Raw genomic sequence first — 26,415 nt, forward strand, 5'->3', positions numbered from 1 at the left:
AGGTGCATGACATGGACGATCTGAGAGACAAATACCTTTCTGCCATTGCTGCCGCAGGCGACGAAGCCGCGTTGGAAGACCTGCGCGTGCAGGCCGTGGGCAAGAAGGGTGAAGTTGCGCTTCAGATGCGCGAGCTGGGCAAGATGACGCCCGAAGAGCGGCAGGTCATGGGGCCGAAGCTCAATGCGCTCAAGGATGAGATCAACTCGGCTCTGGCGGCCAAGAAAGCGGCGCTCGAAGATGCCGCGCTCGATGCGCGCCTGCGAGAAGAGTGGCTCGATGTCACATTACCGTCACGCCCGCAACGTCAAGGGACCATTCACCCCATCAGCCAGGTGACCGAGGAAGTCACCGCGATTTTCTCCGACATGGGCTTTTCCGTCGCCGAAGGCCCGCAGATCGAAAGCGACTGGTTCAATTTCGACGCGCTCAATATCCCCTCGCACCATCCGGCCCGCGCAGAGATGGATACGTTCTATACCCACCGCGCCGAGGGTGATGATCGCCCGCCACATGTGCTGCGCACCCACACCTCACCGGTGCAAATCCGCGCGATGCAGGCGCAGGGCGCGCCCATTCGGGTGATCGCGCCGGGTCGCGTCTACCGCGCGGATTATGACCAGACCCACACGCCCATGTTCCATCAGGTCGAGGGACTGGCCATCGACAAAGACATTTCCATGGCCAACCTGAAATGGGTGCTGGAAGAGTTCGTGAAATCCTTCTTCGAAGTGGACGCCGTCGAGCTGCGCTTCCGCGCCTCGCACTTCCCCTTCACCGAACCCTCCGCTGAGGTCGATATCCGCTGTTCCTGGGAAGGCGGCACGCTCAAGATTGGCGAAGGGGATGACTGGCTGGAAATACTGGGATCCGGCATGGTCCACCCCAAAGTGTTGGAAGCGGGCAACATTGACCCAACGCAATGGCAGGGCTTTGCCTTCGGCGTCGGCATCGACCGCATCGCCATGCTGAAATACGGCATCCCCGACCTGCGCGCGTTTTTCGACAGCGACCTGCGCTGGCTGCGGCATTATGGATTTGCCGCGCTGGATGTGCCGACCCTGCACGGTGGGTTGTCGCGGTAAGGCGGCAACTGGAACGCTCTGGCAAGAAAGAGGTGGGTTAAAAACCCACCCTACGCTAAGCTGTCTGGGTAAGGAGACCCCATGCCCCTCATCCAACTCGTCTACGCCTCGCAGCCCTTTGGCTTTGACGAGGCAATGCTGGCGGGCATCCTGCTCGATGCGCGGCGCTGCAATGAGCGGGACGACATCACCGGTGCGCTGATTGTCAGGCGGGATCTGTATCTTCAGCTGCTTGAGGGCCCGCAAAAGGATGTGACGGCTTGTTACGCTCGCATTTGCCGGGATGATCGGCATATTGAGCCGAAAAAGCTTGTGCAACGCAGCATCAAGACCCGGCTCTTTCCGGGGTGGGCCATGCTGGATGACCCCGCACAATCCTGGGTCTGGAGCATGGACGACGTGCGCGCAGGCGCCATTGATGAGACCACGGATGACGAGGTTCTGGGCTTTTTTAACCGTTTGGCCGCAGAGCGCGTGACCTCCTTTCCCAAGAAGTAACAGAGAGTTACGCATTCGTGACATGACATCGCGACAGGCGTGGTTATCTTCCGGCTCAAACTGTTACGGAGCTTGCCCATGCGTCGCCTTCTGGCATCCTTACTGCTGTGTCTTGGCCTGCCGGCTTTTGCCGCAACTCATTCAGAGACATGTCACGCGCAAGTGCCCTGTGAACTGGGCGACCGATCCTATCACGTGCTGGAACCGGACGGATGGGACGGCAAAACGCCTCTTCCGGTTCTTTTGCATTTCCATGGCTGGCAACGGCAAGGCACGCTGATCGTCAAGCACGGACGTATCGCAGCGGCGACGCGCAAACGTGGCGTGCTCTTGGTCGCCCCCAATGGCGCGCGCAAGACCTGGGATTTCTGGCACCCTGGCACACCCGACGTGGATTTTGGCCGGTCTGTACTGAAAGACATCAAAGCGCGCTATCCGATCGATGAAACCCGCGTCTATGTCTCCGGCTACAGCTGGGGCAGCAACATGGCCTGGCGTTTTGTCTGCGAGGATGGCGCGGACGTGACGGCGTTGCTGGCCATTTCCGGTACTCTGGATCAGTCCGAAGACTGCGGCACGGCTCCCGGAGAAGTGCGGCAGGTTTATGGCCTCAAGGACACTGTTTTGGAATTTCCCTACGGTCCAGGCGGCGACACCACCTATCCAGTGCAGCTATGGCGGGAGCGGTTGGGATGCGGACCTGAAGGCCAAGAAGCCGGGGACTGGCGGATCACCGAGCACGATCTCTTCACGCGCACGACTTGGGAAGATTGTACGGAAGGGCGCGTGAGCCTTGATATTCATCCGCGCGGGCATTTCATACCCAGAGGCTGGATCGCACGGCAGCTCGACCAGATTTTGGACCTTCCCTATTCCTACCCCTAGACCCGTCGCGCTTTGGCTTGACTCGCCCTCAGCATCGGATCAGCTTCCTTGCAACAAGGAGGCGTAACCATGAAAGATCAGGCGGCAGAGAATTTCACCCTTCGCGCCCGGCGAGAGGGTGGCGGTTCGGCACGGTTGAACAACTGGGGGGCCAATTCGGATTACGGGACGCTGCGCTCGGTGCTGCTGGGTCCGATAGAAAACTACAAGTGGCTGCAAACCTCTTCGGTCTCAAAGAAGACCTTGCGCCGGGGCGTGCCGTTCGATCCTGCAGTGGCCAAGCGCCAGCATGCCGAGATGGTTAGCGCCTACCAAAGCGCGGGTGTCGAAGTGCACACACACGCGCCTGATCCCCATCTGCATTATCAGGTTTATGCGCGTGACAGCTCGGTCATGACGCCCTTTGGGGCAATCATCACCCACATGGCGCAATGGTGGCGGCGCGGGGAAAACTTCCGGGCGATTGAGACCTACCAAAGCCTCGGCATTCCGATTTATGATTTTGTCACCGCAGGCACGTTTGAGGGCGGGGATTTCAACGTCATTGAACCGGGCTGCGTTCTGATCGGCTGGGAAGGTGATGAAGGGCGCACGCAAGAACAGGGCGCGAAACAGGTTGCAAGCTGGATGGAGGCTGAAGGTTGGGAAGTGAAACTGGCCGATATTGATCCATTCTACGTGCATATCGATCTCATGGTGGTGATGCTGGCGCCGAAACTGGCGGCGGTCTGCACGGATTGTACCGATCCCGAAGTGGTCGATTGGCTGCGCGCCAAAAAGATCGAGATTGTCGAGGTGCCGTTTCAGGAAACCATCGCACTAGGCTGCAACGTCGTGGCGCTTGGCGACGACCGGGTGCTCTTGCCCGAAGGCTCCAAAACGCTGAAAGACAAGCTCAAAGCGCTTGGGTTTGAGATTTTTGACCCTGACCTCAGCATGATCACGCAAGGCGGCGGAGGCGTGCATTGCATGTGCCAGAGCCTGATCCGCGATCCCGTGTGAACGATCCGACTCAAAGGAGTGGCTGCGCCACACAGGTTTGCGTGAATGGGGGCCAGCCCCCAAACCCCCGGAATTTTTTCGGCAAAAAGAAATGAGAGCGCTTGGTCTTTTGACATTGCTGTTGGTGCCATTGGCCACCCTGGCCTCTGCGCATGCATCAGAGCAGGGGTTTGTGCTTCTGTTGCCCACGGATATTTACATCATGGCTGGTGTTGCCACCGTGGCTTTGACTGTTGTGGTTCTTGCACTTCTACCGGCCAAGGCAGGACACGGAGTGTTTCGCAGTTTGCCTATGACACCTGTCCCGTCCCTCGGGGCGCGGCATGTCACCAGCCTGCTTTCAACGCTGCTTTTGGCTTTCCTGATCTGGCGCGGGTTCACCGGATCGGGCGATCCTCTGTCGAACCCGATGCCGTTATTCATGTGGACGGTCTGGTGGGTGGGGCTTGTGTCTTTGCAAGGCCTCGTCGGCAACCATTGGCGATGGACCAACCCTTGGACCGGCATTGCGGCGTTGCTGGCCAAGGCAACAGGGTTGCGGGCACCGTTTCGCTATCCGCGCAAGCTTGGGCATTGGCCGGGGGTTGTCATTTTTCTCGGGTTTGCCGCGTTCCTGTTGACCGATCCAGCACCGGCCGATCCTGCACGGCTGGCCGCATACGCAGGGTTCTATTGGTATACAGCCCTTTTGGGCGTGGTGCTCTTTGGGCCTGCCTGGTTGGTGCGTGGCGAGGCGCTGACCCTATTGATGCGCGCCTATGGGCGTATGGGGCTGTGGGGGCGCGCAAGGGGTCGATTGGCTTTTGGCCTTTGGGGTTGGCAGGTTCTGGCAAGACCCGCACCGGCGCTTGGATTGGCTGTGCTGATGGTGGTTCTGTTGGGCACTGGCAGCTTTGACGGGCTGAATGAGACTTTTTTCTGGCTGGGCTTACTGGGCATCAATCCATTGGAATTTCCGGGTCGTTCGGTTGTGATGACGCAAAACCTGGTCGGGTTGGTGGTGTCCAATCTGGCACTTCTGCTTGCTTTTGCAATTTGCCTTTGGCTGGGGGAGCGGTTGGCGGGTATGCGGCGCCCATTGCGAGAGGTGTTTTGCCTTTATGCGCCGTCGATCCTGCCGATCGCGCTGGGCTATCACATCGCGCACTATCTGACGTCCTTCATGGTAGATGGGCAGTACGTCATCAAAATCGCCAATGATCCGCTCGGCAACGGCATGGCATTGCTGGGCCTGGAGGATTTCTATGTCACGACCGGATTCTTCAACACGCCCGGCACGGTCAAGGCCATCTGGCTGAGCCAGGCCGGAGCCGTTGTCATCGGCCATGTTGTCGCGATCCTTCTGGCCCATGCGCTGGCCATGCGCAGCGGGGTGGATACGCGTCGTGCTTTGTTGGGACAGGCCCCTCTTGCGGCGTTCATGGTGGCCTATACATTCTTCGGCCTTTGGCTTCTGGCCTCGCCACGCGGGTTGTAAAACGCTGGACAAACGTGGCTTTGCTTCGCAGGATCAAGCCAAGAGGGCGTTGAACGGCCCCGAATTAGCACCAGGGAGACTTTGCAATGACCAAGTTGATCAACGGAACCACACGCCGCGGGGCGCTCAAGACCTTGGCCGGGGCTGCGGCAGGCGCGACGGCTCTGCCGCTTTGGGCGCGGTATGCGCAGGCCTCAAGCTCGGAGCCGATCAAGATCGGATTCCAGCAGCACAGCACCGGCATCGGCGCGGCCTATGGGCGCTGGTACGGGCGCACCACAGAGGCTGCGGTCAAACTGATCAATGAAGGCGGCGGCATAAATGGTCGTTTGGTCGAGCTGATAGCCGAAGATGATGGCACCGATCCCAAACGCGGCGCCGAAGTGGTCGAGAAGTTCGCGACGCAGCACAATTGCGATGTCGGCTTCGGCACGCTCTTCAGCCATGTCGTCATTGGATCTTCGCCACGTGCAGGAGAGCTGAAACTGCCCTATTTTGTGGTCTCTGAGGGCCACCATGTCGCCTCAGGCATGCTCAACCGCTACACGCTACAGCCGGGCATCACGGATGTGAAAAGCCAGGTGCAGGCGATGGCCCCCTATGTGTCGGAAAACCTGGGCAAGAAGGTTACGATGATCTTTCCGGACTTTGCCTTTGGTCATGATCACCGTGACTTCTTCTCGGCGGCGATTGAGGCGCAGGGCGGTGAGGTTCTGGAAAAGATCGCCATCCCGCCAACTGAGACCTCCTTCACCAAATACTTCCCGCAGATACCGCGCGAAACCGAGGTGCTCTACCACGTGATGGTCGGCCCGGCTGTTCTGACCTTTGTGAAGGAACTGGGTGAATTCTTCGGCCCCTCAAGTCCGGCAATCTTCGGATTTATCGACAGCCTGGAGGCCGTGGATATCGCCAGCCCGGGTCTGGAGTTCCTGGAAGGCACGTATTTCTGGGAAGGAAATCCGCGCTATGCGCAGGCCGATCAGACAGAGCATGATAAATTCTTCCGCGCGGCTGTGGGTGTCGATGACAACGGAGCTTCAGTGAGCGATCCGACGGATGTGTCAACCTATGCTCATATGTTTGGCTGTTGGGAGACTTTGCACGTGATCAAACATGGCATGGAGAATTCCGGATATCAGGGACCGGGCGACCGCGCCAAACTGATCGAGGCGGTGGAGGCTTTGTCCGACATGCCAGAAGGACGCGCGCACCCCCAAGGAGCCAAGGTATTCAACGGCAAGACGCATCAGGTCTTTGGGCATCAATATATCAGCCGCGTGGAAGAAGGGAAACTCGTGCGGGTTCATACGACGTCTATCGAAGACACGCTCTATCCCGATGAAGTGGATTACACCGCGCAACCTCTTTGACCCCCTAAAGCGCTTGTCGAACCGGTGCATCGGCATCGGTTCCGACGCGCGGAGTGACGCCTGGTGCTGATCTAGCGATGGAATTTGGACCTCACCTTTTGCTGGCCACGCTCGAAGGCGCGGTTACGGCCGCCGTTCTGGCACTGACGGCGGTGGGCCTCAGCCTTGTGTTCGGTGTTATGCGCGTGGTCAACATCGCCCATGGTGAGTTCTACATGCTGGGGGCGGTGATCGCCTGGTATGTGGCGCATATGATGGGCGGGCACCCGGCCTTGGGGTTCTTTGCGGCGCTGGTTCTGGCCCCGCTGCTGGTCGGGGCAATAGCGGTTTTGGCAGACATCACCATCCTCAAGCGCCTCGATTATGATCCCGAGCGCACAATCGTGGCCACGATTGGTCTGCTCTATATCATCCAGCAACTCACCCTGATGACCTACGGCCCCGAGGCGCGCCCGGTCGAGGCCCCGTTCAACACTCGTATCGCGCTTCCGTGGTTTGAATGGGGCGAAGACGGGTTTCAGTTTTACTACCCCTGGGGCCTGTCGACGACATCTTATAAACTTGCGGTAATCGGTGCCGCGGCCGCAGTGCTATTGGGCGTCTGGGCGATGATGGCACGCACAAAGATCGGCCTCCTGATGCGCGCCACGCAAGCCGATCGCGATATGGCGCTGGCCTTTGGGATTCCGGTAGAGCGGGTCTACGCGGTGGTCTTTGGCATCGGTGCTGGGCTGGCGGCGTTGGGCGCGGTTCTGATCGTACCCATCCAGCAGGCGCATTACCTGATGGGGGCGGACCCGCTCTTGCTGGCCTTTATTGTGGTGATCATCGGTGGATTGGGAAGTCTGCCCGGCACGGTCCTGGCGGCATTGTTCATTGGCCTGTCGGACGGCATTATCTCGGTCTTCTTCTCACCGACACTGGCCAAAATCCTGGCGACGTTGCTTGTCGGACTGGTGCTTGTCTGGCGGCCTCAGGGCCTCTTTGGGACACGCACCGCATGAGCGCGTCAGGCCGAGTCATTGCCCTGCATCTGGGCTTGCTGGTTCTGCTTTTTGCGCTGCAATTCATTTTGCCCGCCTATCACCATGGCAACCTGGCGCGGATTATGGTGCTGGCCACCTATGCGGTGGGATACAACATCCTCTTTGGCTACACAGGGCTTCTCAGTCTCGGACATGCGCTTTTCTTTGCGGCGGGCATGTATGGCATGGGCCTGACAATCCAGCATATGGGCTTCACACCTGCGCCAGCTTTGATCGTCGGTATTGTGGCGGGTGCTATCGTGTCCGGCGCACTGGCCCTTCTGGCCCTGCGCACGGTGGGCGTGTCCTTCATGATCGTCACACTCATGTTCGCGCAGGCGGGTTATCTCACAGTGCTCTACTTCGGCGAATACACCCGCGGTGACGAGGGCTTTGTGATCCAACAGGCACAGCGCATTCTCTGGGGCATTGACCTGAGCGATGCCACCAACCGCTATTTCGCCGCCTGGGTGCTGTTCTCGGTGTCCTTTGTCATCTCGCTCTGGCTGGTTCGAAGCCCCTTTGGTCGCACGCTTGTCGCCATCCGCGAAAACGAAGAGCGCGTGCGCATGCTGGGCTATGACACCTTTAAACATAAACTCGCAGCTATGGTCATTTCCGGCACAATATCGGCGGCGGCAGGGGCGTTTTACGGGCTGCTCTTTGGCTATGCGGGGGCCAGCTTTGCCTCGGTGCAATATTCGATCTTCCCGCTCCTGTGGGTGCTCCTGGGAGGGGCTGGCACAGTGCTGGGTCCGTTTGTCGGCACGCTCTTCATGTTCTACCTCATCGACCTCAGCTCTGGCGTGACCTCGGCCTATCTGCTGATCGCCGGTCTGGCGCTGGTACTCTTGACGCTTTTCGCGCCGCAAGGCCTCACCGGAGAACTGCGTCGACGTATCTGGAAGAACCTGCCATGACTATTTTGTCGACGCGAGGACTGAGCAAATCCTTTGACGGGCTGCAGGCGGTCACGAATGTTGATTTTGACCTGCCACAAGGCGAAGTACGCGCGTTGATTGGGCCCAATGGCGCAGGCAAAACTACGCTGGTTGGCATGATCTGTGGACGCATTGAACCCACGTCTGGTCGCGTTCAGTTTGATGGTCAGGATATCACCAGCCTTCCAGCCCATGCCCGGATCATGCGTGGCATGGCCTACACGTTTCAGATCACATCAGTCTTTGCCCGGCTGCCCGTCACCGAAAACGTGGCGCTCGCTGCGCGGCGGAGGTTGACCGGAGGCGCAGTGGACAGCGCTGTGGAGAATGCACTTGCGCGCGTGGGGCTGACTGATGAGGCACATGAAGAGGCGGGCAACCTCAGCTACGGCCACCAGCGGCTCTTGGAAATTGCCATGGGCCTCGCGCAATCACCCCGCCTGTTGATCCTGGATGAGCCAACACAGGGGCTTTCCGAAGGGGAAATTGACGATTTCAAAGCGCTGATCCGGGAATTGGCAGGCGATACCACAATCCTGCTGATTGAACACAACATGAATGTCGTCATGGAAACCGCTGACCAGGTCAGTGTGCTGAACTTCGGCGAAATTCTGGCCGAAGGTACACCGCAGGAAATTCACGAAAACGCCGCCGTGCAGGCCGCTTATCTGGGGACCGGGTGATGCTTGAGCTTCGTAAGATCAACTCCGGCTATGGCGCGGCTCAGGTCTTGCGGGATGTGTCTTTGAGTGTCGCACCTGGCGAAATCCTCTGTCTCATGGGGCGCAACGGGGCGGGCAAAACCACCACGATGCAGACCATCATGGGGCTGCTTCCGCTCATGTCCGGTGAGGTTTTGCTGGACGGCAAGGATGTGGGCAAATTGCCCCCTCATGAGGTGCCGCGCGCCGGGATTGGCTATATCCCGCAAGGACGGCGGCTCTTTACCGGCCTCACCGTGGCGCAGAACCTCGAAGTCGGGCTACAGGTGCGCAACTCGGACAGGGCTGTGCTGGACGGGGTACTGGAGCTTTTCCCGCGTCTACGTGAGCGCATGGATCAACCGGCGCAAACCCTCTCGGGCGGCGAACAGCAAATGCTGGCCACGGCCCGCGCCTTGTGCATTGAACCGAAGGTTTTGCTGCTGGATGAACCAACCGAAGGGCTTCAGCCCTCTATGATCGAAGCCATCCGTCAGGTGGTTGTCAAAATGCGCGAGGCCGGGGTGGCCATCCTTTTGGTGGAACAACGGATTGAGGCGGTTCTGTCGGTGGCTGACCGCGTTGCGTTTATTGAAAACGGACGCAATGGCGAAACCATGACGGTCGAAGCCCTGCGGGCCGAGCCTTCTATCATTGACCGATATGTGGGTGTCTGAGGGTTGGATTTGAGTATTTGGAGAACAGTGAAGGCCATGTGCTTTGTTGACAGGTCAAAGGCCGCTGCCGCACGATTGTTTATGTGAGGAAGTGAAAAGGGATACCGTTTGAGCCTCTATCACCGACCCGAGACGTTGAACGACGCGCTGGCGCTTTTGCAAAGCGGCGAGATGCGCATTGCGGCAGGGTGCACGGATCTTTTTCCGGCGACCGAGGCAAGAGCATTGTCAGGTCCGATCATGGACATCACCAACATCTCGGACCTCACAGGCATCTCGGAAACAAAAGATGGCTACAGGATCGGTGCGGCGACCACGTGGAGTGATGTGATCAAGGCCGATCTGCCACCGGCTTTTGGTATGCTCAAGGAGGCGGCACGCGAAGTGGGTTCGGTGCAAATCCAAAATGCAGGTACTGTGGCTGGCAATCTTTGCAATGCATCTCCCGCCGCCGATGGCATGCCCTGCTTGCTGGCATTGGATGCAACGGTTGAGCTGGCCTCTACGTCAGGGCGCCGGATGCTTGCACTGAGCGATTTTATCACCGGGCCGCGTCAAACAGCCCTTGCGCCAGATGAGATGGTCGTCGCGCTGCATGTGCCTCAAAGCGCATGCTCTGGTGTGTCGCGCTTTCGCAAGCTGGGCGCGCGCAAGTATTTGGTGATTTCCGTTGCCATGGTCGCCGCGCGTTTGGGTGTCGTGAATGGCCAGATCGAAACGGCAGCAATTGCGGTCGGCTCCTGCAGTGCGGTGGCACAGCGGCTCTCAAGTTTGGAAAAGGGGCTTGTCGGGCACGAGGCCACGCCGAATGTGCTGGAACAAGTGAATGTTGCACGTGTCTCGGAGGCGTTATCGCCCATCGACGACATCCGCGCCGATGCCGCCTATCGCTCAGAGGCCGCAACAGAACTGGTGAAACGCACACTTGAGGACCTGTTACACACCGAGGCGCTGGTATGAACCGCCCTCTGGACACCATGACCTTGACGGTCAACGGTCAGGCATACAGCCTTCCAGCGGACCCGGCCCGCAGATTGAGCGAGGTTTTACGCGACGGGTTAGGCCTACGCGGCACCAAGGTGGGCTGTGACGCAGGCGATTGCGGGGCGTGCACGGTTCTGGTCGATGGCGCACCGATTTGCGCCTGTCTCACGCCACTGGCGCAGGTCGAGGGCTGTCATGTTGAAACGGTGGAGGGTCTTCAAGACACAGCACTGCAAGAGGCTTTCCTGCGCCATGGCGCGGCGCAATGCGGCATTTGCACACCCGGCATGGTGATGGCCGCGACGGCCTTTCTGCGTGAGACCAAGGCACCAACACGGGCGGGGGTGGAAGAGGCCCTCGGCGGCGTGCTGTGCCGATGCACCGGATATACTCGGATCATTGATGCGGTGCTGGATATCGGGCAATCCGGTTTGCACAACATGCCTGATGCAGGCCATGCGGTAGGCGCAGATGTACCACGTCTCGACGGTGCGCCAAAGGTGGCAGGCTCCGAAGTCTTTGGCGCGGACCACCAGATGACCGATGCACTTTTGGTTCGCGCCGTGCGCGCGCCCAAAGCGCCTATGGAGTTCACCTTTGGTGACATTGGCGCATGGGCGGCGTCACAGAACGTCCATGTCTTCACCGCCGCCGATATTCCCGGACAGAACCGGTTTGGCGTCATCCCCGCCTTTGCCGATCAGCCTGCCCTGGCAGAGGCCCGCGTACGCCTGCAGGGCGAGGCGGTGGCGCTGGTGGCCGGACCGCCCGAGCAGATTGAACAGCTTGACCTCAAGAGCTTTCCAATCACCTGGACCGCCACGCCGGACACAGAGCCCGTACATGCCGCGCACCCTGATAACATCCTGATTACCGGCAAAGTGCGCCGCGGGGAGGCCAAAAAAGCCCTGTCGCGCGCCGCGCATGTAGCCAAAGGGGCGATGCAAACGCCCTATGTCGAGCACGCCTATATCGAGCCTGAGGCCGGCATCGCCTGGATGGACGGGGACACGCTTGTCATTCAGGCCTGCACGCAGGCCCCTGTGATGGACCGCGACGAAACCGCGCTGATCCTTGGCCTGCCGGAGGACAAGGTCCGCATCATTCCCGCCGCAACCGGCGGCGGCTTTGGCTCCAAGCTTGACATCTCGCTGCAACCTCTCATCGGCCTTGTCGCGCTCAAGACCGGAAAACCTGCACGCATGATCTATTCCCGCTCTGAAAGCATGGCCACGACCACCAAACGCCACCCATCGCAAATGACAGGCCAGATCGGCTGTGACAAAACAGGCCGCATCACCGGCATGGTGTTTGACGGGGATTTCAACACCGGGGCCTATGCAAGCTGGGGGCCGACCGTCTCGGGGCGCGTGCCGGTGCATGCCTCGGGGCCGTACTACATCCCGAACTACCATGCCGAGGCGCGGGCCAACTATTCGTATCAGCCAATTTCCGGCGCATTCCGGGGGTTCGGTGTGCCCCAGGCCGCGATCCTGCAGGAATCGATCTTTGACGACCTTGCCGCAAAACTCGGCATGGACCGGCTCGCCTTTCGTCAGCTCAACGCCTTGCAAGACGGGCAAGACACCGTCTGCGGACAGACGCTTCACGGGGTCGGGATCGCCGCCTGTCTGGAGGCCCTAAAGAACCCGTGGACCGCCGCTTTGGCCCGCGCCGAGGCTGCAAACGCAAAGGGCGGCATCCTGCGCCACGGCGTTGGAGTGGCCTCCTGCTGGTACGGCTGCGGCAACACCGCCATTGCCAACCCGTCCACCATCCGCGTGGGCCTGACGGCGGAGGGCGCGCTGTGCTTGCATCAAGGGGCCGTGGATATCGGGCAAGGCTCCAACACCGTGATCCCACAGATCTGCGCAGACGCGTTGGGCCTGCCCCTGGCGCAGTTTCAAATCATCGGCGCAGACACCGCCCTGACGCCGGATTGCGGCAAAACCTCTGGTTCACGCCAGACCTATGTCACCGGAAGTGCGGCCCTGCGTGCCGGACAGGCGTTGCGCGCACGTATACTGTCGATGACCAATATGGGCGCAGAGGCAAGCCTGTTGCTGCAAGGCACCACATTGATCGTCAGCGATGGCACCGCGGAACGTAAGATCGCCTTGCAGGATCTCGAGGCAGATGCGCATGGATATGTCCTCTCTGCCGAAGAAACCTATGATCCACCCACGCAGCCACTTGATGAAAATGGTCAGGGCGCGCCTTATGCGGTTTACGGCTATGGCGCGCAGATTGCCGAACTCTCGGTGGACATGCGCCTTGGCACAGTCAAGGTGAGCAAGATCACCGCCGCCCATGATCTGGGGCGCGTGATCAATCCCGGCCTTGCCGAAGGGCAGGTGCATGGCGGCATCGCGCAGGGTCTTGGTATGGCGCTGATGGAAGTGTTTATTCCCGGCCGTACCGAGAACTTGCATGACTACCTGATCCCAACCACAGGCGACATGCCGCAGATCGAAACCATCTTTGTCGAGGTCCCTGACCCCGAAGGCCCCATGGGGGCCAAAGGCCTTGGCGAACACGTTCTCATCCCCACGGCTCCGGCCATCCTGAATGCCATCCGTCATGCCACCGGCGCGTTGGTCACGCAGTTGCCAGCCCTGCCGCATCGCGTGTTGGCGGCGATCAAAGAGGCGCAGGACAAATGACCGAACGCCCGGCCAAAGAGGATAAGATCCGCTGCGATGCCTGCCCGGTCATGTGCTACATCGCGCCCGGCAAAATCGGGGCCTGTGACCGCTACGCCAATGAGAATGGCAAGATCATCCGCTGTGATCCTCTGACCGTGCTCGACCGCCGCATTGAAACGGGCGGCGAAATCCGGCCCTTCCTCACATCCGACTGGGACGGAGAGGTAATTGGCACCGAGGATGTCTTTGTCTCCGGTGTCGGGTCCGGCACCACCTATCCCGACTATAAACCTGCCCCCTTCATCGTCAGCCGCGAGGTTGATGGCGCGGATTTCGTCACCGTCGTGACCGAAGCGATCTTTTCCTATTGCGGCGTGAAAGTGAAAATCGACACCGACCGGCATCTGGGCCATGAAACCGCTGTGGTTCGCGCAAAGGGCGAGGCAATCGGCCATGTCACCACGTCGGAATACGGCTCTCAAATGCTCTCGCTTGGGGGCGTGGATCACCTCACAGGCGGCTCCAAATCCGAAGGGCGCGCCACCTGCGACGCGCTTTTGCGCCTGTGCAACCGCGAGGCGGTCGAGCTGACCATCGACGACGGGGCCACCGTGATCGTGCAGGCGGGCCACCCCCCATTGTCAACGGCGAAACCGAAGCACGCATGCGCGTCGGCTGCGGGTCTGCCACAATCGGCATGTTCGCCTCGCAATGGCAGGGTCTGGTGGATGAAGTTGTTGTCGTGGATGACCACATCACCGGCGTCGTCAGCGAACATCAGGCGGGCAAAGTGTTGGGCTGGCCGGACACCGGCATCCGCATCAAGGGCCATCGCTCAACCCCGGGGCGCTACTTCAAGGTGGCGCAACCTGGTCAGGGCTGGGGTGGCACGGATATCGACGATCCGCTCAACATCCTCAACCCGTGGCTTGAAAAGAAGGGCGCGCGCGCGGGGCTTACATTGCTCATGGTCTCCACCACAGGCGAACACGCGGCCTATTACGTTCTGGATGACAATCTCGAACCACAGGCCAAGCCGATGCCCGATGCCCTTCAACCCTCTGTCGATCTGATCGCCGAAAACTGCGAACCCGCCCTCTGCACGGTGATGTTCCAAGCCGGGGCCGGGGGCTCGCTGCGCTCTGGTGTCACGCAAAACCCGGTCAAGCTCACCCGCTCGGTTCAGGCCATGACCACACGTGTGACCTGCGGCGGAGAGCCTGCTTATGTCTGGCCTGGAGGTGGGATCACCCTGATGGTTGATGTGCTCAATATGCCCGATGGCTCTTTTGGCTATGTGCCAACACCAGCCCTGGTTGCCCCTCTGGAATTCACGCTCAGCCGGGAAGATTATCGCACACTCGGTGGCCATGACGCCGCGATCCGAAGCTTGAGCGATATCCTCGAGACAGGCGGCGAATATGGCAGTGCCGTGCGCGTCGTCTCCCCCAAGACAGGGGACGCGTGATGCAAGGTCCGCAAATCGGATTTCTGCCCGATGGGCGTCGGATGCACCTGCATCACGGTCCCATCGACATGATTGTCGATGTCAAAGGTCCAGGTCGCGCCATGGCACTGAGACGCGCCGCCTCGCGGTTCGAAACCCTGCTGGATGAGCTGGTCCGCGACCTACCCCGCCTGCGCCAGCCAAGCGGGGACACGCCCGCAACAGCTCCTGCGCTCCATATGGTGGCTGCCACAGCGCCCTTTGTCCCGACATTCATCACCCCGATGGCCGCTGTCGCAGGGGCAGGGGCCGACACAATTCTAGAAGCGATTTGCAATGGCGAAGGCGTCACCAAAGCCTATGTGAACAATGGCGGCGACATCGCCTTTCACCTCACGGGCAAGCAAACTGTCACTGCCGCCGTGGCCACCCATCCCGCCGCCACAGTCACCGTCGCGGCAGATGACGCGACACGCGGCATCGCCACCTCCGGCTGGCGCGGGCGCAGTCACTCGCTTGGTATCGCCGATAGCGTCACCGTTCTGGCCTGCAATGCGGCCGTGGCCGACGCAGCGGCAACGCTCATCGCCAACAATGTGGACCTGCCAGACCACGTCGCCATCACGCGCATACCCGCCACCGATCATCACCCCGACAGTGATCTTGGCACGCGCCTAGTCACAACCGCCGTCAGGCCACTTGACCCAAGCGACATCGCCACGGCCCTCGCTGCCGGAGCGGCCTATGCACACACCCTTTGCAATCGCGGCCTTATTCACGCGGCCTACATCTCCCTGCAAGGCGCAACACGCGTTGTGGGTCATCTCTCTTTGAGCCAACAGAAAGTTCCCGAACATGCCTGACTTCACCCTGCGCAAAACGGCGCTTTTCGTCGAAGACATCCACCACGATGGCGGACCAGTGGCCGACAAACCCCGCCGTCGCGCCGCGCTTGCCGCCTTGGTGAAAAACCCGTTTGCAGGCACCTATGTGGACGACCTGCAATCCGCTATGGATGATCTCAAACCCCTCGGCCTGATGATGACCGACCAGCTCATCGACGCCATGGGTGGGCTGGAGGACATCGATGGCTATGGCAAAGCCGCTATGGCCGGTGAGGCCGGAGAACTGGAGCACACAGCCCTCTGGCACGTACCCGGCGGCTATGCGATGCGCGCCCGTCTGGGAGAGGCCAAAGCCATTGTGCCCTCGTCCATGAAACAAGGTGGTCCAGGCACGCGCATCGACGTGCCCTTGGGCCATATCAACGCGGCCTATGTGCGCAGTCACTTTGACGGTATGGAAGTGGGCCTGCCCGATGGCCCCCGTTCCGATGAACTGCTCTTTATCCTCGCCATGAGCCGCGGCGGGCGCATCCATGACCGGATGGGTGGCCTGACCGTGGAGGAAGTCCAAGGCGAGGACGGTTTGCGGTAGCGAAGTGTCACGTCATGGGCTGACCTTTGTCGCAGAACCCTCTATAGGCTCCTTGAACATGGCCAAGAACCGGAACACGCCTTTATGAGCGAGCCCAAACCCACCAAGCGCCAGCCGCTCTATTCAGACGCGGACAAGGACAACTTGCGCTGGTTCTGGCGAAATTACCTGCGCAAACACTCAGGCAAACTCCTGATTGTTCTGGGGCTTATCCTCGTTCAGGGGCTTGTCTATCAACAATTCCTCGCCATGACCGAAAGCGGCCTTCGCGTGATCTTTGAGGCTGGTGCCATGCGCGACCTGATCATGGTCTGCATCGTTGTGTTCCTGCTCTTCACCGTGCGCGGCATCGTTTCGTTCCTGGCCCCGATGATCACCGTAAAAATCTCGAACCAGGCGATTTTTGAGATGCGCCGCGATCTGATCGGACACTTGATGTCCCTAGATCTTGCCTATTTTGAGCGCACCAAGTCCGGCGAAATCATCCAGAAACTCGTCACCCAAACCCAGCAGATCGGCGTCTTTGTCGGCCTCGGTGTCGCCAACGCCATTCGCGATGCCGTCACGGTGATCGTCGTTTCGGGCTATCTGATCTGGAAAAACCCCATCCTCTTTGCCTCGGCAGTCGTTGTTCTGCCCTTCATCATCGTGGTGATGAATTTCGTCTCTGACCGCGTCAAGAAAGGCCAGGCCGAAGCGGAACAGGCCCTTGGCAATTACATGAATGGGATTGAGGAGACGGTGAACGGGATGCGCACCGTCAAAATTTCCAGCCAGGAAGAAGTTGAGAAAGAGCGCCTGTTCACGGGCACGAAGTCCCTGCGCCACCTGATGAACCGCGTGCAGATCACCCAGGCACTTGTCCTGCCCTCCATCGACCTCAGCTCTGCCTTTGTCTATGTGCTGGTGATCGGCGGAGGCGGCTACATGGTGCTGAGCCCCAATTTCGATGTCGATGGGGCCGCCATCATCACCTTCCTCTTGGGCATGGTCATGGTCTTTGATCCCGCCCGCCTTCTGGCGCAGTTCTTTGGCGCGCTGCAATCAAACCTCGTGCTGCTGGACCGTGTGCGCGCCCTCTATGCGGAAACGCCCAGCATCAATGACTCGCCCGAAGCCAAAGCCGAATTTGACACCAAAGGCGACATCACCCTGAGGAACATCACCTTTTCCTACGACCCCGAACAGCCGCTTTTCGACGGGCTGAACATGTCCTTCAAGGGCGGGCATGTCTCTGCCATCGTGGGGGCGACCGGGTCGGGCAAAACCACCATCCTGTCGCTGCTGTCCCGCCTTTATGACGTGCAATCCGGCGAAATCACCTTTGGCGACACACCGGTGCGCGATCTGCAGGTCGCCCGCCTACGTGGCGCGTTTTCGGTGGTCGCGCAAGACATCGTGATCTTCAACGCCTCGATCTGGGACAACATTCGCTATGTGAATCCCGACGCCACGGATGAGGATATCTGGCAGGCCGCCGAGAATGCCGAGATTGCCGATCTTGTCCGTCGCCGCGGCGATACGCCTGTCGGCCCCAAGGGCGCTCAACTGTCAGGCGGTCAAAAGCAACGTATCGCCATCGCCCGCGCCTTCCTGCGTGATGCGCCGATCCTGCTCTTGGATGAGGCCACGTCCGCCCTGGATCAGGCAACTGAGGAACGCATCAAGAAAGCGCTCGACCGCCTGACCAAGGACAAAACCACCATCGTCGTGGCCCATAGGCTAAGTTCCATCGCTCATGCGGACAGCATTTTTGTGCTCGAAAGCGGCCAGCTTGTGGAACAAGGCAAGCACGAGGACTTGCTCGCACAAAAGGGCCTCTACGCACAACTCTATCAAGCCCAGAAAAAGGGCTATGACGAAAAGTAGCCGGTTCAGTCGAAACTGCCGAACGGAATGTAGCGTACGGATGTTCCCTGCGTGATCTTCGCCGCGCCATCTGGCAATTCGACCAAACCATCGGCCCAGCTTAACCCACTGATGCGCCCCGACCCTTCGGATTTGAACACCTCGACCTGACCGTCCCGGACCCGCGCGCGCAGATACTCGCGCCGCCCCGGCTTCTTGGTTTTCTCAAACGCCGCTGGCAGGTCAAACCCCTGCGGATCTTCCCACGTTTGCCCCGCCAGAACCCGCATCGCCGGGCGCGCAAAGATCAACGTGCAGACAAGTGCTGCCACCGGATTGCCCGGCAGGCCAAAGACCGGCGTGCCGTCCCACATCCCCAGGGCCAGGGGCCGCCCGGGTTTCAGCGCAATCCGCCACTGCGCCATCGCCCCAGCCTCATTAAGCAGGGCCGACACGTGGTCTTCATCCCCCGCTGACGCTCCGCCGGAGGTCAGGATCACATCTGCCTCACGCGCCGCTTGGTCCAACGCGGTGCTCAAGGCATCGCGATCATCCGCAACGCGTCCAAGATCAATTGTCTGATACCCAAACTGCTTTGCCAGCCCCAAAAGCATGGGCCTGTTGGCATCATAAATCTGACCATCTCTGGCCGCCTCGCCGGGGTCCACAAGCTCATCCCCGGTGGAAATCACCGCCACCTTGAGCGGTTCATAGACCGACAGGTCTGCAATCCCCGTCGCCGAGGCCAGCGCCAAATCCGCTGGCGTCAGGCAGCGACCTTGCGACAGGATGACCGCACCAGCACGCACATCTTCCCCGGCGTTGCGCGTATTTGCGCCGCGCTTGATACCTTCTCTAAACGCAATTTCCCCGGTGCCCAGCGTGACGTCTTCTTCCAAAATCACTGTGTCCACACCATCGGGCAGTTCAGCCCCGGTCAGCACGCGAATGGCAAAACCCTCTGGCACGGACCCATCGAAAGGCACCCCTGCCGCCGAGCGTCCCTCGACAAGGGGCAGAACCTGATCCCCTTGGCCAAGGCAATCAAACGCAAACCCATACCCATCTACTGCGGTGTTAGCCTCAGGCGGGTTGGAGCGCCGGGCCACCACATCTTCGGCCAGCACCCGACCCAGCCCGTCCTGCAAGGGAACATGCCGCGTCCCGACAACCGGATGCAGGCGCTGACTCAACATCTCAAGAGCCTCGTCCACAGGAGTCCAGTCCACGCCCGCAGGCAGCGCAAAGCAATCATCTTTGAGCGGAGGCGGTTGCAAAACGCCTCGCGCCGCCGCAATCAACTTGTCCTCGTGACCCAGACCCATGATCCATCCTTCCTCAGGGGCATCCACATCCAGCATGGCGTCGAGATCGTCCGCTGACAAGCGTGACACCGCACGCGCCAGCAGGCGCACCTGCGCTGCATCACGAATGCCGCCTTTGGCTTCGGCCTCCTTGACCACCGAATTGATCAGACCGGGCCAAATCTCGATAAAGCTGATGGGACGATTGAGCGGCTCAAGGGGCCAGACGGCAACCTGTCCGTCAAAGCGTCGCCGCAACCGATTGAGCACCGGCAGCCCGGTCAGCACCTGACCACCCACAGCCCCCGCACCGCCCACCTGCCAACAAGTAAAGGCCCCCTTGGCTAGAGCCTCGGCCCGCCGCCACTCCGTCATGCCGTGACCGTCGCGCGTGTCCTTGCGCGGCAAATGCACGATGTCGCGGTTGCGCAGCCCGTTGAACCAAAATGGCCCGACACCTGGAAACATCCTGTTAATCTGCCCCGCCACATCGAACCGATTATTGGCCTTGGGCGTGTCTTCAACATGCGCCTCCAGCCAATCCCAAACGGCAAAGACATCCACCTCGCCGGTCAGGGCTTCGGCGAACCCATTGGGATAGCCAAAGGGAAAATCAAATCCGATGCAAAGCCGGTCACCAGCTTTCAAAGCGTTCTCAATAAGCTCAGCAATCGCCTCTTCTGCTTCGGTCCGATTGCGCAAGTATCTCGGTGGCTCGCACACCCCATCGCGGGCACACCCCATCCAGATCGCGTCTTTCTTGGGCCGAGGTCCGGTGTCATTCCCACCAGACCAATCAACAATCGCAACGCGATCAAACCGTGTCACGGCCCGCTCGCATCCAGACCCACATCGCGCAGAATGAAATCCGCAATGGCGCGTGTGTCATCCAGATCGAAAACCGGGCGATCCAGATCAAGGTCAACATCACTGGCCACCGCCCGAATGGTTGGGTCATCGGGCGCAATAAGCGGATTGCCCGGCTCTTGACGATGCGCTTCGACCTTGGGGTGAACGTCGCGCTTATACCCTTCGATCAGGATCAAATCGACCGGCGCGATCTTTGTTAGTAGAAACTCAAGCGTCGGCTCGTCCTCGTCCCGCAGTTCATGCATAAGCGCGAAGCGATTGCGCGAGGCCAGCAGCACCTCGGTCGCACCCGCCACGCGGTGGCGATGGCTGTCTTTGCCCTCATGGTCCACGTCAAAGGAATGATGCGCGTGCTTGACTGTCGACACCGAATAGCCCCGCCCGGTGATCTCGGCCACAAGCCGCTCCATCAATCCAGTTTTGCCCGCGTTCTTCCACCCCACAACGCCGTAAACCTTCATACCTGCTCCCCCAGCATTGCCTGCGCCCGCCTCAGATCCTCAGGCGTGTTCACATTGAAAAACGGATCGCCGCCGCCGGAAAACACCGCCTCACGGCCACCATGCTTTTCGGTCCAGAGCACCACCTTGCGCAACCCGCCTTCAAGCGCGGCACGCAGGTCATCGCGTAACGCCACAGGCCACAGTCCAAAGGTCGGATGGCGAATGAGACCCGAGCGGCTCATGGATTTGGTCTCTGTCTCGCCGCGCGGCGTTGCCGCAAGCACCAAAGGGTGTTCCATGCCCTCGGACTCTGCCAGAAGTGTCTCAACCAGGTTTGTGGGAAAAAACGGCGTGTCTGCCGCGACGCTGACAACCGCATCTGCCCCCTGATCCGCCGCCCAGTCCAGCCCGGCCAGCACCCCCGCCAACGGCCCGGGGTATTCAGGAATGGAGTCCGGCACAACCGGGAGGTCAAAGCCATCAAACCGCGCAGGATCCCCATTGGCACTAAGCGCCAAGGCCCCGACCTGTGGCCGCAGCCGGTCCTTCACCTGATCCAGAAGCGTGCCCTCGCCCAGCGGCAAAAGACATTTGTCTCCGCCACCCATCCGCGTGGCCAGCCCGCCTGCCAAAATCACTCCAACCAGCTTTGGCATCACGCGCCTGACGCCGCAGATTTCCGGCGATGCTTCTTATCCTCATCAGGCACGTCTGCAGGATTCACATCCCGGTCCAGCCGTTCCTCTCCAGAAAGGCAAACAAACCGCTTACCCCGCATCCGCCCGATCAGCGTCAGCCCCACCTCGCGGGCAATCTCAACACCCCAGGCCGTGAACCCCGAGCGCGAGGCCAGCACGGGGATTCCCATCAGCGCTGTCTTGATCACCATCTCCGAGGTGAGCCGCCCGGTGGTGTAGAGTAGCTTGTCCTCTGCCCTCACACCCTCCGACAGCATCCAGCCGGCAATCTTGTCCACCGCATTATGCCGCCCCACATCCTCCATATAGACCAGCGGTCGCGCACCCTGACAGAGCACCGTGCCGTGAATCGCGCCCGCCTCAAGATAAAGCGACGGCGTGCGGTTGATCTTGGAGGCAAGCTGATAGAGGTCCGACGTTCGCACCGAAACCTCGGGCAGAACCATCCCCTCAAGCCCCTCCATCATATCGCCAAAGACCGTCCCCACCGCACAGCCACTGGTGCGCGTCTTTTTCTTCAGCTTTTCTTCATAGGTCGTCTGCCCATCCGTGCGCACCACGACGGTCTCAAGATCTTCGTCATAATCCACCCCTGTCACGGTCTCGCCATCCCTCAGCATGCCCTGATTGCGTAGAAACCCAAGCGCAAGGTAATCGGGGTAATCCCCAATCGTCATGGCGGTGACGATTTCCTGGCCATTGAGAAAAATGGTCAAAGGGCGTTCTTCCACCACGGAAATCTCAACCGACTGCCCCTCGTGATCATGCCCCATCACCGCACGCGTCAGCCGCACGGCCTTTGGATCCGGCGCAATGATATAGTCCGGCAACGCGTCTTCGACCGCCAAAAGGGTTCCTCCCATATTCCGAGCCGAAGCTCGCACAAAACGAAGGTAGTCTAAGGCTTTGGTCCGGCGACGCAATGCACCAAATTTTGTGAGGTCAGTTCAGCGTCGCAGCCCGTGCGACAGCATGCGGGTTCCATTCGCGCAGCACCTTGGAATTGTCGTCGCTGTCATATTCGTGCAAGCGCTGCTCAGTGACACCAGGCACCTTGGCAAACTGATCGGCGAGCTTCACCGGGTAAAACGTCTGGCTGACCTGCCCGGGAAAGGCCTCAGCCAGAATTTCCGACGTGGCTCGCGCACAAAACGCACCGGGCACAGCCCCGTAACCTTGCGCCAGACGCATAACCTGCTCGGCTTTTTCAGGGCTGACATCAATTTGCTGAATGCGCACATGCCACGTCTTGCGCGCATGAAACCGCGTATAAACATCCGCAACCTGCGGCGTGATCCCGAAAATCACGTCGTTCCGCTCTGGGATGGTCTCGTGCTTGAACGACCCGGCAGGGTCAAAGATGACCCGCTGAGAGCCGTTGATCATCAAAGATGTGTGCCCGCCATTGCCGTTGCGGTTGTTAATCATAGTAAACAGCGTCAGCCGTGTCGGACCGTCATGACGATATGCGGCTTTGGCAACGGCGTCATCTGGTGCCCAGACCGATGGCGCGGCGCATCCAACCAGAAACAAAGCGGACGCGATCACAAGCGCCAGAGTGCGCATCACAATACACCTTATCGTTTTAGGAAAACGGTCAGCCGTTAATCATGGCAATGAACAGCAACAGCGCAATGGAAATTCCCGCAACCCAGGCCGAGGCTTTGATAAACCCGTTAAAGGTCTTTTCCTGAACTTTGATGTCCATATCGCCGTGTTTGTGATCCGACATGATCCCGTCCCTCATGTGCAAAATAAAACTGTCGATCGCGTGGATACTGGATTTCCACACCACTGTCACGCCCCTGAACGCCGCAGCATCAGCCTTTTTCGAGGTCCTCCGCCAGACGAAATCCGATGCGGTTGGCTTCTTTCTGTTCTTCCTGCTTGGGAAGGGCGCGCAGGAGCACGCTCAACTGGCTGACATGTTGAATCAATTGGGTTTTTGTTCCTGCCGGGTCGCTGCCATAGAAGGTCACGATATCCGGGTCAAAATACCCCATGCCCTCAATCCGCAGCACACCGGCCTGACCGCCGGTGAAACCCATCGCAATCTCATGCTCATTGTCGAGCGTTTTCTCGAAATTCTGGATGTAGAGGATCAGCCGCTCATAGGCCCATTGCGCCGGGCTTTTTTGCTCCACGGGGCTCTTGGCAACGGCGTCGGGCACATCCGTGTGCGGCTTGCTTGGGTCCGTATGAACCTCATGACACCGCGGCAAAGCCGCAGCCTCGGCTGCTTCTGCGGATGTTTCGATTTTATCGTCCATAATGCTCACCCCTCACTTTGCCAAAGCCACGCGCCATCCTCTCGCAGGTGGCGGCTTATGTCTCCAGCCTGATGCAGATGATTGAGATGCGCAACCGCTTCGACAAGGGCCAATCCATAAGTGCCGGGATCAATTTTTCGTTTGAACAAGGGCGCAAAGCATTCAGCGGCGGTCTTTGGCGTGTCCAGATGTGTTCTCAGACGATCAAGCGCGCCGTGATGGTTGTCGATCAATTGCCGCATGCGAACAGGTAGGCCAGTGAATGGGAGCTTGTGTCCCGACAAAACCATATGATCCTCTCGCGCAAGCGCCGCCAGCCGCCCGCAAGCCTCAAGCCAATCCGCCACCGGATCTGCGTCCGGCTCGGTCGGATAGACGCCGATATTCGGGCTGATCGAGGAAATGATCTGATCCCCGGCCACCACCAGATCGTCATTGCGGCTCCAGAGCGTCAGGTGTTCGGGCGCATGCCCATTGCCAATATGCACATCCCAGTCGCGTCCGCCCATATGCAGGACATCGCCCTGTTTGACGCGCGTGTACCCCACAGGAATTGGCGCACAGATATCGCCAAAGTTATACGGCCTGTCATTCTTGCGCGCTTCATAGGTTTCCGGATCCATCCCGGAGCGTCGCCAGAATTGCAGGGCCTGAGGGGTGGGCCGCTCTTCGACATCCAAAATCAGCATCCGTGCCATCAGATACGCCGTGCGCGTCATGACAAGTTCGGCTCCGAACCGCTCCATCAGCATGCCGGCCATACCGATATGATCCGGATGGTGATGTGTCAGAACCACCCTCGACACAGGCTTACCGTTGAGCGGCTCTGACAGAATGCCCTCCCACAAAGCCTGCGACCGCTTGGAGCGAATGCCGGTATCCACGATGGTCCAGCTCTCACCCTCGTCAAAGGCGTAGATATTCACATGATCAAGCGCCATCGGCAGTGGCAGGCGAATCCAGAGCACCCCGGGCGCGACTTCAATCGCCTCACCATGCTCCGGTGGGCTGTCCCATGGGGTTCGGATCTTGCCGCTGGTGTCTGCCATCAGGCGGCAAAGTCTTCTTGGCTGAGGGCATAAAGCGTGTCCGCACCTGCTGTCGCCTGTGCCAGAAGGCCATGTGTCTCAGGCAAAAGTTGAGCGATGTAAAACTGCGCCAGGCTTGCCCGTGGCCCTTTGCCCTCTGTCGCCATCGCCGCAGTCAGATGAAAGTGCCCTCCAAGCACACGACCAAACGCGCGCAAGAAGGGCAGAGCCCCTGCAAAGCGCGCATTCATATCCGTCTGTGCGACCATCCATTCCGTAGCTTCACGCAGGCTCTCGGTGGCTTGCCACACCGGTTCGGCCAACTCCGGCAGGCTGTGCCGCGCCGCCTCGGCCCGTTCCTCGATCTCATCGAGGATCGCGTAGGCGGCTTCGCCGCCATCGGCCAGCTTACGACCAGTCAGATCCATCGCCTGTATCCCATTGGTGCCTTCGTAAATCGCCGTGACCCGCACATCGCGCAAATACTGCGCTGCACCGGTTTCCTCGACATAGCCCATCCCGCCATGCACTTGCACGCCGATATTGCACATGGCGATGCCTGTCTCAGTGCCAAACGCCTTGGCAATGGGTGTCAGGAATGCGGCCCGCGCCCGCCATTCATCGGCACCTGTTGCTGTTTCCATGTCAATCGCCGCAGCCAGAGACAGGGAAATCGCGCGTGCCGCGAAAATCTCGGCTTTCATCGTCGTTAGCATCCGGCGCACATCGGCATGATCGAAAATCGTGCCGGTCGGATTGGGCGCGAGGCTTCGGCCTTGGGCCCTGTCCGTGGCATAGCCTATCGCGTGCTGCATCGCGCCCTCTGCCGCCGCAATGCCCTGTAAGCTCACGCCTAGGCGCGCGTTGTTCATCATTGTGAACATGGCGCGCATGCCGTCATGTTCCTCACCCACAAGCCATCCGGTGGCTCCGTCATACTGCATCACAGCGGTGGGGCTGCCGTGCAGGCCCAGCTTGTGCTCAAGGCTGACCACTTTCAGATCGTTTGCCTTGCCCGGAGCGCCCTGCGCATCGGGAATGAATTTCGGCACCAGAAAGAGACTGATCCCCTTGGTCCCCGGCCCTGCATCCGGCAAGCGCGCCAGAACCAGGTGACAGACATTCTCGGTGAAATCATTGTCGCCCCAGCTGATGAAAATCTTTTGACCCTTGATCGCATACGTCCCGTCACCGTTGGGTTCAGCCTTACTACGCAGGGATCCCACATCACTCCCCGCATGCGCCTCGGTCAGGTTCATCGTCCCCGACCACGCGCCGCTCACCAGTTTGGGCAGGTAAATCGCCTTGATCTCATCGCTGGCGTGATGTTCCAGCGCCTCGATCTGACCTTGGGTCATCAACGGGCTGACCTGAAGGCTGAGGCACGCACTGCCCATCATCTCGTTCACTGCCGAGGTCACAGTCATGGGCAAGCCCATACCCCCATGCTCGGGACTGGCCGCGATGGACACCCATCCGCCCTCGGCCACTGCTTGATACCCTTCGGCAAACCCGGGGCTTGTGCGCACCACGCCATTCTCAAGCCGCGCAGGATGCAAATCACCCGCCCGCTGTAATGGGGCCAGTACTTCTTCGCTTAGCTTCGCCGCCTCGGCCAAAATGGCTTGAACCACATCTTCCGTTGCATCGGCAAACCGTTCCGTGCTGGCAATCTGTTTCAAACCAACCACGTGATCGAACAAGAACTGAAAATCTGTGACAGGGGCGCGATACGGCATGTCTGTCTCCTGAATGTGCCAGAGCTGAGGCGCTTGGA

The 26,415-nt window shown here is 59.9% G+C and carries 24 protein-coding genes and 1 pseudogene; 16 read left to right on the top strand and 9 right to left on the bottom strand.

Annotation, left to right across the window (positions count from 1 at the left end):
- The first annotated feature begins 11 nt into the window (after positions 1-11).
- The 16 genes and pseudogenes from pheS (at position 12) to RZ517_RS03220 (ending at position 18,046) form a co-directional block, all read left to right on the top strand.
- Positions 12-1,085: a phenylalanine--tRNA ligase subunit alpha gene (pheS, locus tag RZ517_RS03145; protein WP_338550030.1), complete on the top strand. Its 1,074-nt coding sequence runs from the start codon at positions 12-14 to the stop codon at positions 1,083-1,085.
- 81 nt (positions 1,086-1,166) lie between these two features.
- On the top strand, positions 1,167-1,583 hold the full coding sequence (locus RZ517_RS03150) for a BLUF domain-containing protein (RefSeq protein WP_317056046.1): 417 nt from the start codon (positions 1,167-1,169) through the stop codon (positions 1,581-1,583).
- A 78-nt stretch (positions 1,584-1,661) separates the two neighbouring features.
- Complete coding sequence (locus RZ517_RS03155; protein WP_338550031.1) at positions 1,662-2,468, top strand: alpha/beta hydrolase family esterase; 807 nt, start codon at positions 1,662-1,664, stop codon at positions 2,466-2,468.
- A gap of 69 nt (positions 2,469-2,537) precedes the next feature.
- The gene (locus RZ517_RS03160; protein WP_338550032.1) at positions 2,538-3,470 is read left to right on the top strand and encodes a dimethylarginine dimethylaminohydrolase family protein; all 933 of its coding nucleotides are present in this window, start codon (positions 2,538-2,540) and stop codon (positions 3,468-3,470) included.
- Positions 3,471-3,561: 91 nt separating this feature from the next.
- Complete coding sequence (locus tag RZ517_RS03165) at positions 3,562-4,947, top strand: hypothetical protein (RefSeq protein WP_338550033.1); 1,386 nt, start codon at positions 3,562-3,564, stop codon at positions 4,945-4,947.
- 86 nt (positions 4,948-5,033) lie between these two features.
- Positions 5,034-6,320, top strand: a complete 1,287-nt coding sequence (locus RZ517_RS03170; protein WP_338550034.1) for an ABC transporter substrate-binding protein — start codon at positions 5,034-5,036, stop codon at positions 6,318-6,320.
- 77 nt (positions 6,321-6,397) lie between these two features.
- Positions 6,398-7,324, top strand: coding sequence for a branched-chain amino acid ABC transporter permease (locus RZ517_RS03175; protein WP_317056040.1), 927 nt, complete (start codon positions 6,398-6,400; stop codon positions 7,322-7,324).
- Complete coding sequence (locus tag RZ517_RS03180) at positions 7,321-8,265, top strand: branched-chain amino acid ABC transporter permease (RefSeq protein WP_338550035.1); 945 nt, start codon at positions 7,321-7,323, stop codon at positions 8,263-8,265. The genes RZ517_RS03175 and RZ517_RS03180 overlap by 4 nt, the downstream gene beginning before the upstream one ends.
- On the top strand, positions 8,262-8,969 hold the full coding sequence (locus RZ517_RS03185) for an ABC transporter ATP-binding protein (RefSeq protein ID WP_338550036.1): 708 nt from the start codon (positions 8,262-8,264) through the stop codon (positions 8,967-8,969). The genes RZ517_RS03180 and RZ517_RS03185 overlap by 4 nt, the downstream gene beginning before the upstream one ends.
- Entirely contained in the window at positions 8,969-9,664 is a 696-nt protein-coding gene (locus RZ517_RS03190; RefSeq protein ID WP_338550037.1) for an ABC transporter ATP-binding protein, read from the top strand. Before RZ517_RS03185 ends, RZ517_RS03190 begins: the two co-directional genes overlap by 1 nt.
- 108 nt (positions 9,665-9,772) lie before the next feature.
- Entirely contained in the window at positions 9,773-10,624 is an 852-nt protein-coding gene (locus tag RZ517_RS03195; RefSeq protein WP_338550038.1) for an FAD binding domain-containing protein, read from the top strand.
- Entirely contained in the window at positions 10,621-13,311 is a 2,691-nt protein-coding gene (locus RZ517_RS03200) for a molybdopterin-dependent oxidoreductase (protein ID WP_338550039.1), read from the top strand. The genes RZ517_RS03195 and RZ517_RS03200 overlap by 4 nt, the downstream gene beginning before the upstream one ends.
- Positions 13,308-14,698 (top strand): annotated as a pseudogene (locus tag RZ517_RS03205) (6-hydroxynicotinate reductase); the annotation flags it as partial. The gene RZ517_RS03200 and the pseudogene RZ517_RS03205, both read left to right, overlap by 4 nt.
- 62 nt (positions 14,699-14,760) lie before the next feature.
- On the top strand, positions 14,761-15,603 hold the full coding sequence (locus RZ517_RS03210) for a UPF0280 family protein (protein WP_338550040.1): 843 nt from the start codon (positions 14,761-14,763) through the stop codon (positions 15,601-15,603).
- Complete coding sequence (locus RZ517_RS03215; RefSeq protein WP_338550041.1) at positions 15,596-16,177, top strand: amino acid synthesis family protein; 582 nt, start codon at positions 15,596-15,598, stop codon at positions 16,175-16,177. Before RZ517_RS03210 ends, RZ517_RS03215 begins: the two co-directional genes overlap by 8 nt.
- 84 nt (positions 16,178-16,261) lie before the next feature.
- Entirely contained in the window at positions 16,262-18,046 is a 1,785-nt protein-coding gene (locus RZ517_RS03220) for an ABC transporter ATP-binding protein (RefSeq protein WP_338550042.1), read from the top strand.
- A gap of 5 nt (positions 18,047-18,051) precedes the next feature.
- Here RZ517_RS03220 and glp read toward each other — a convergent pair whose 3' ends face one another.
- The 9 genes from glp to RZ517_RS03265 form a co-directional block, all read right to left on the bottom strand.
- A complete protein-coding gene (glp, locus tag RZ517_RS03225; RefSeq protein ID WP_338550043.1) occupies positions 18,052-20,157 on the bottom strand; it encodes a gephyrin-like molybdotransferase Glp in 2,106 nt (701 codons plus the stop codon).
- Positions 20,154-20,660, bottom strand: coding sequence for a molybdopterin-guanine dinucleotide biosynthesis protein B (gene mobB / locus RZ517_RS03230; RefSeq protein ID WP_338550044.1), 507 nt, complete (start codon positions 20,658-20,660; stop codon positions 20,154-20,156). Before mobB ends, glp begins: the two co-directional genes overlap by 4 nt.
- Complete coding sequence (gene mobA, locus RZ517_RS03235; protein WP_338550045.1) at positions 20,657-21,298, bottom strand: molybdenum cofactor guanylyltransferase MobA; 642 nt, start codon at positions 21,296-21,298, stop codon at positions 20,657-20,659. The genes mobB and mobA overlap by 4 nt, the downstream gene beginning before the upstream one ends.
- The gene (gene fdhD / locus RZ517_RS03240) at positions 21,298-22,203 is read right to left on the bottom strand and encodes a formate dehydrogenase accessory sulfurtransferase FdhD (RefSeq protein WP_338550046.1); all 906 of its coding nucleotides are present in this window, start codon (positions 22,201-22,203) and stop codon (positions 21,298-21,300) included. Before fdhD ends, mobA begins: the two co-directional genes overlap by 1 nt.
- 79 nt (positions 22,204-22,282) lie before the next feature.
- Positions 22,283-22,906 carry a hypothetical protein gene (locus RZ517_RS03245; RefSeq protein WP_338550047.1) on the bottom strand — a complete coding sequence of 208 codons (624 nt, stop codon included), beginning with the start codon at positions 22,904-22,906 and terminating at the stop codon, positions 22,283-22,285.
- Between the two features lie 31 nt (positions 22,907-22,937).
- Positions 22,938-23,072 (bottom strand): aa3-type cytochrome c oxidase subunit IV, encoded by a 135-nt coding sequence (locus RZ517_RS03250; RefSeq protein ID WP_338550048.1) that lies wholly within the window; start codon positions 23,070-23,072, stop codon positions 22,938-22,940.
- Positions 23,073-23,160: 88 nt separating this feature from the next.
- Complete coding sequence (locus tag RZ517_RS03255; RefSeq protein ID WP_317056026.1) at positions 23,161-23,610, bottom strand: DUF6173 family protein; 450 nt, start codon at positions 23,608-23,610, stop codon at positions 23,161-23,163.
- A gap of 5 nt (positions 23,611-23,615) precedes the next feature.
- Complete coding sequence (locus RZ517_RS03260; protein WP_338550049.1) at positions 23,616-24,659, bottom strand: MBL fold metallo-hydrolase; 1,044 nt, start codon at positions 24,657-24,659, stop codon at positions 23,616-23,618.
- Positions 24,659-26,377 carry an acyl-CoA dehydrogenase gene (locus RZ517_RS03265; protein WP_338550050.1) on the bottom strand — a complete coding sequence of 573 codons (1,719 nt, stop codon included), beginning with the start codon at positions 26,375-26,377 and terminating at the stop codon, positions 24,659-24,661. The genes RZ517_RS03260 and RZ517_RS03265 overlap by 1 nt, the downstream gene beginning before the upstream one ends.
- Positions 26,378-26,415: the final 38 nt, after the last annotated feature.

The organism is Roseovarius sp. S88 (assembly GCF_037023735.1).
In the GTDB taxonomy this organism is placed as follows: Bacteria; Pseudomonadota; Alphaproteobacteria; order Rhodobacterales; family Rhodobacteraceae; genus Roseovarius; species Roseovarius phycicola.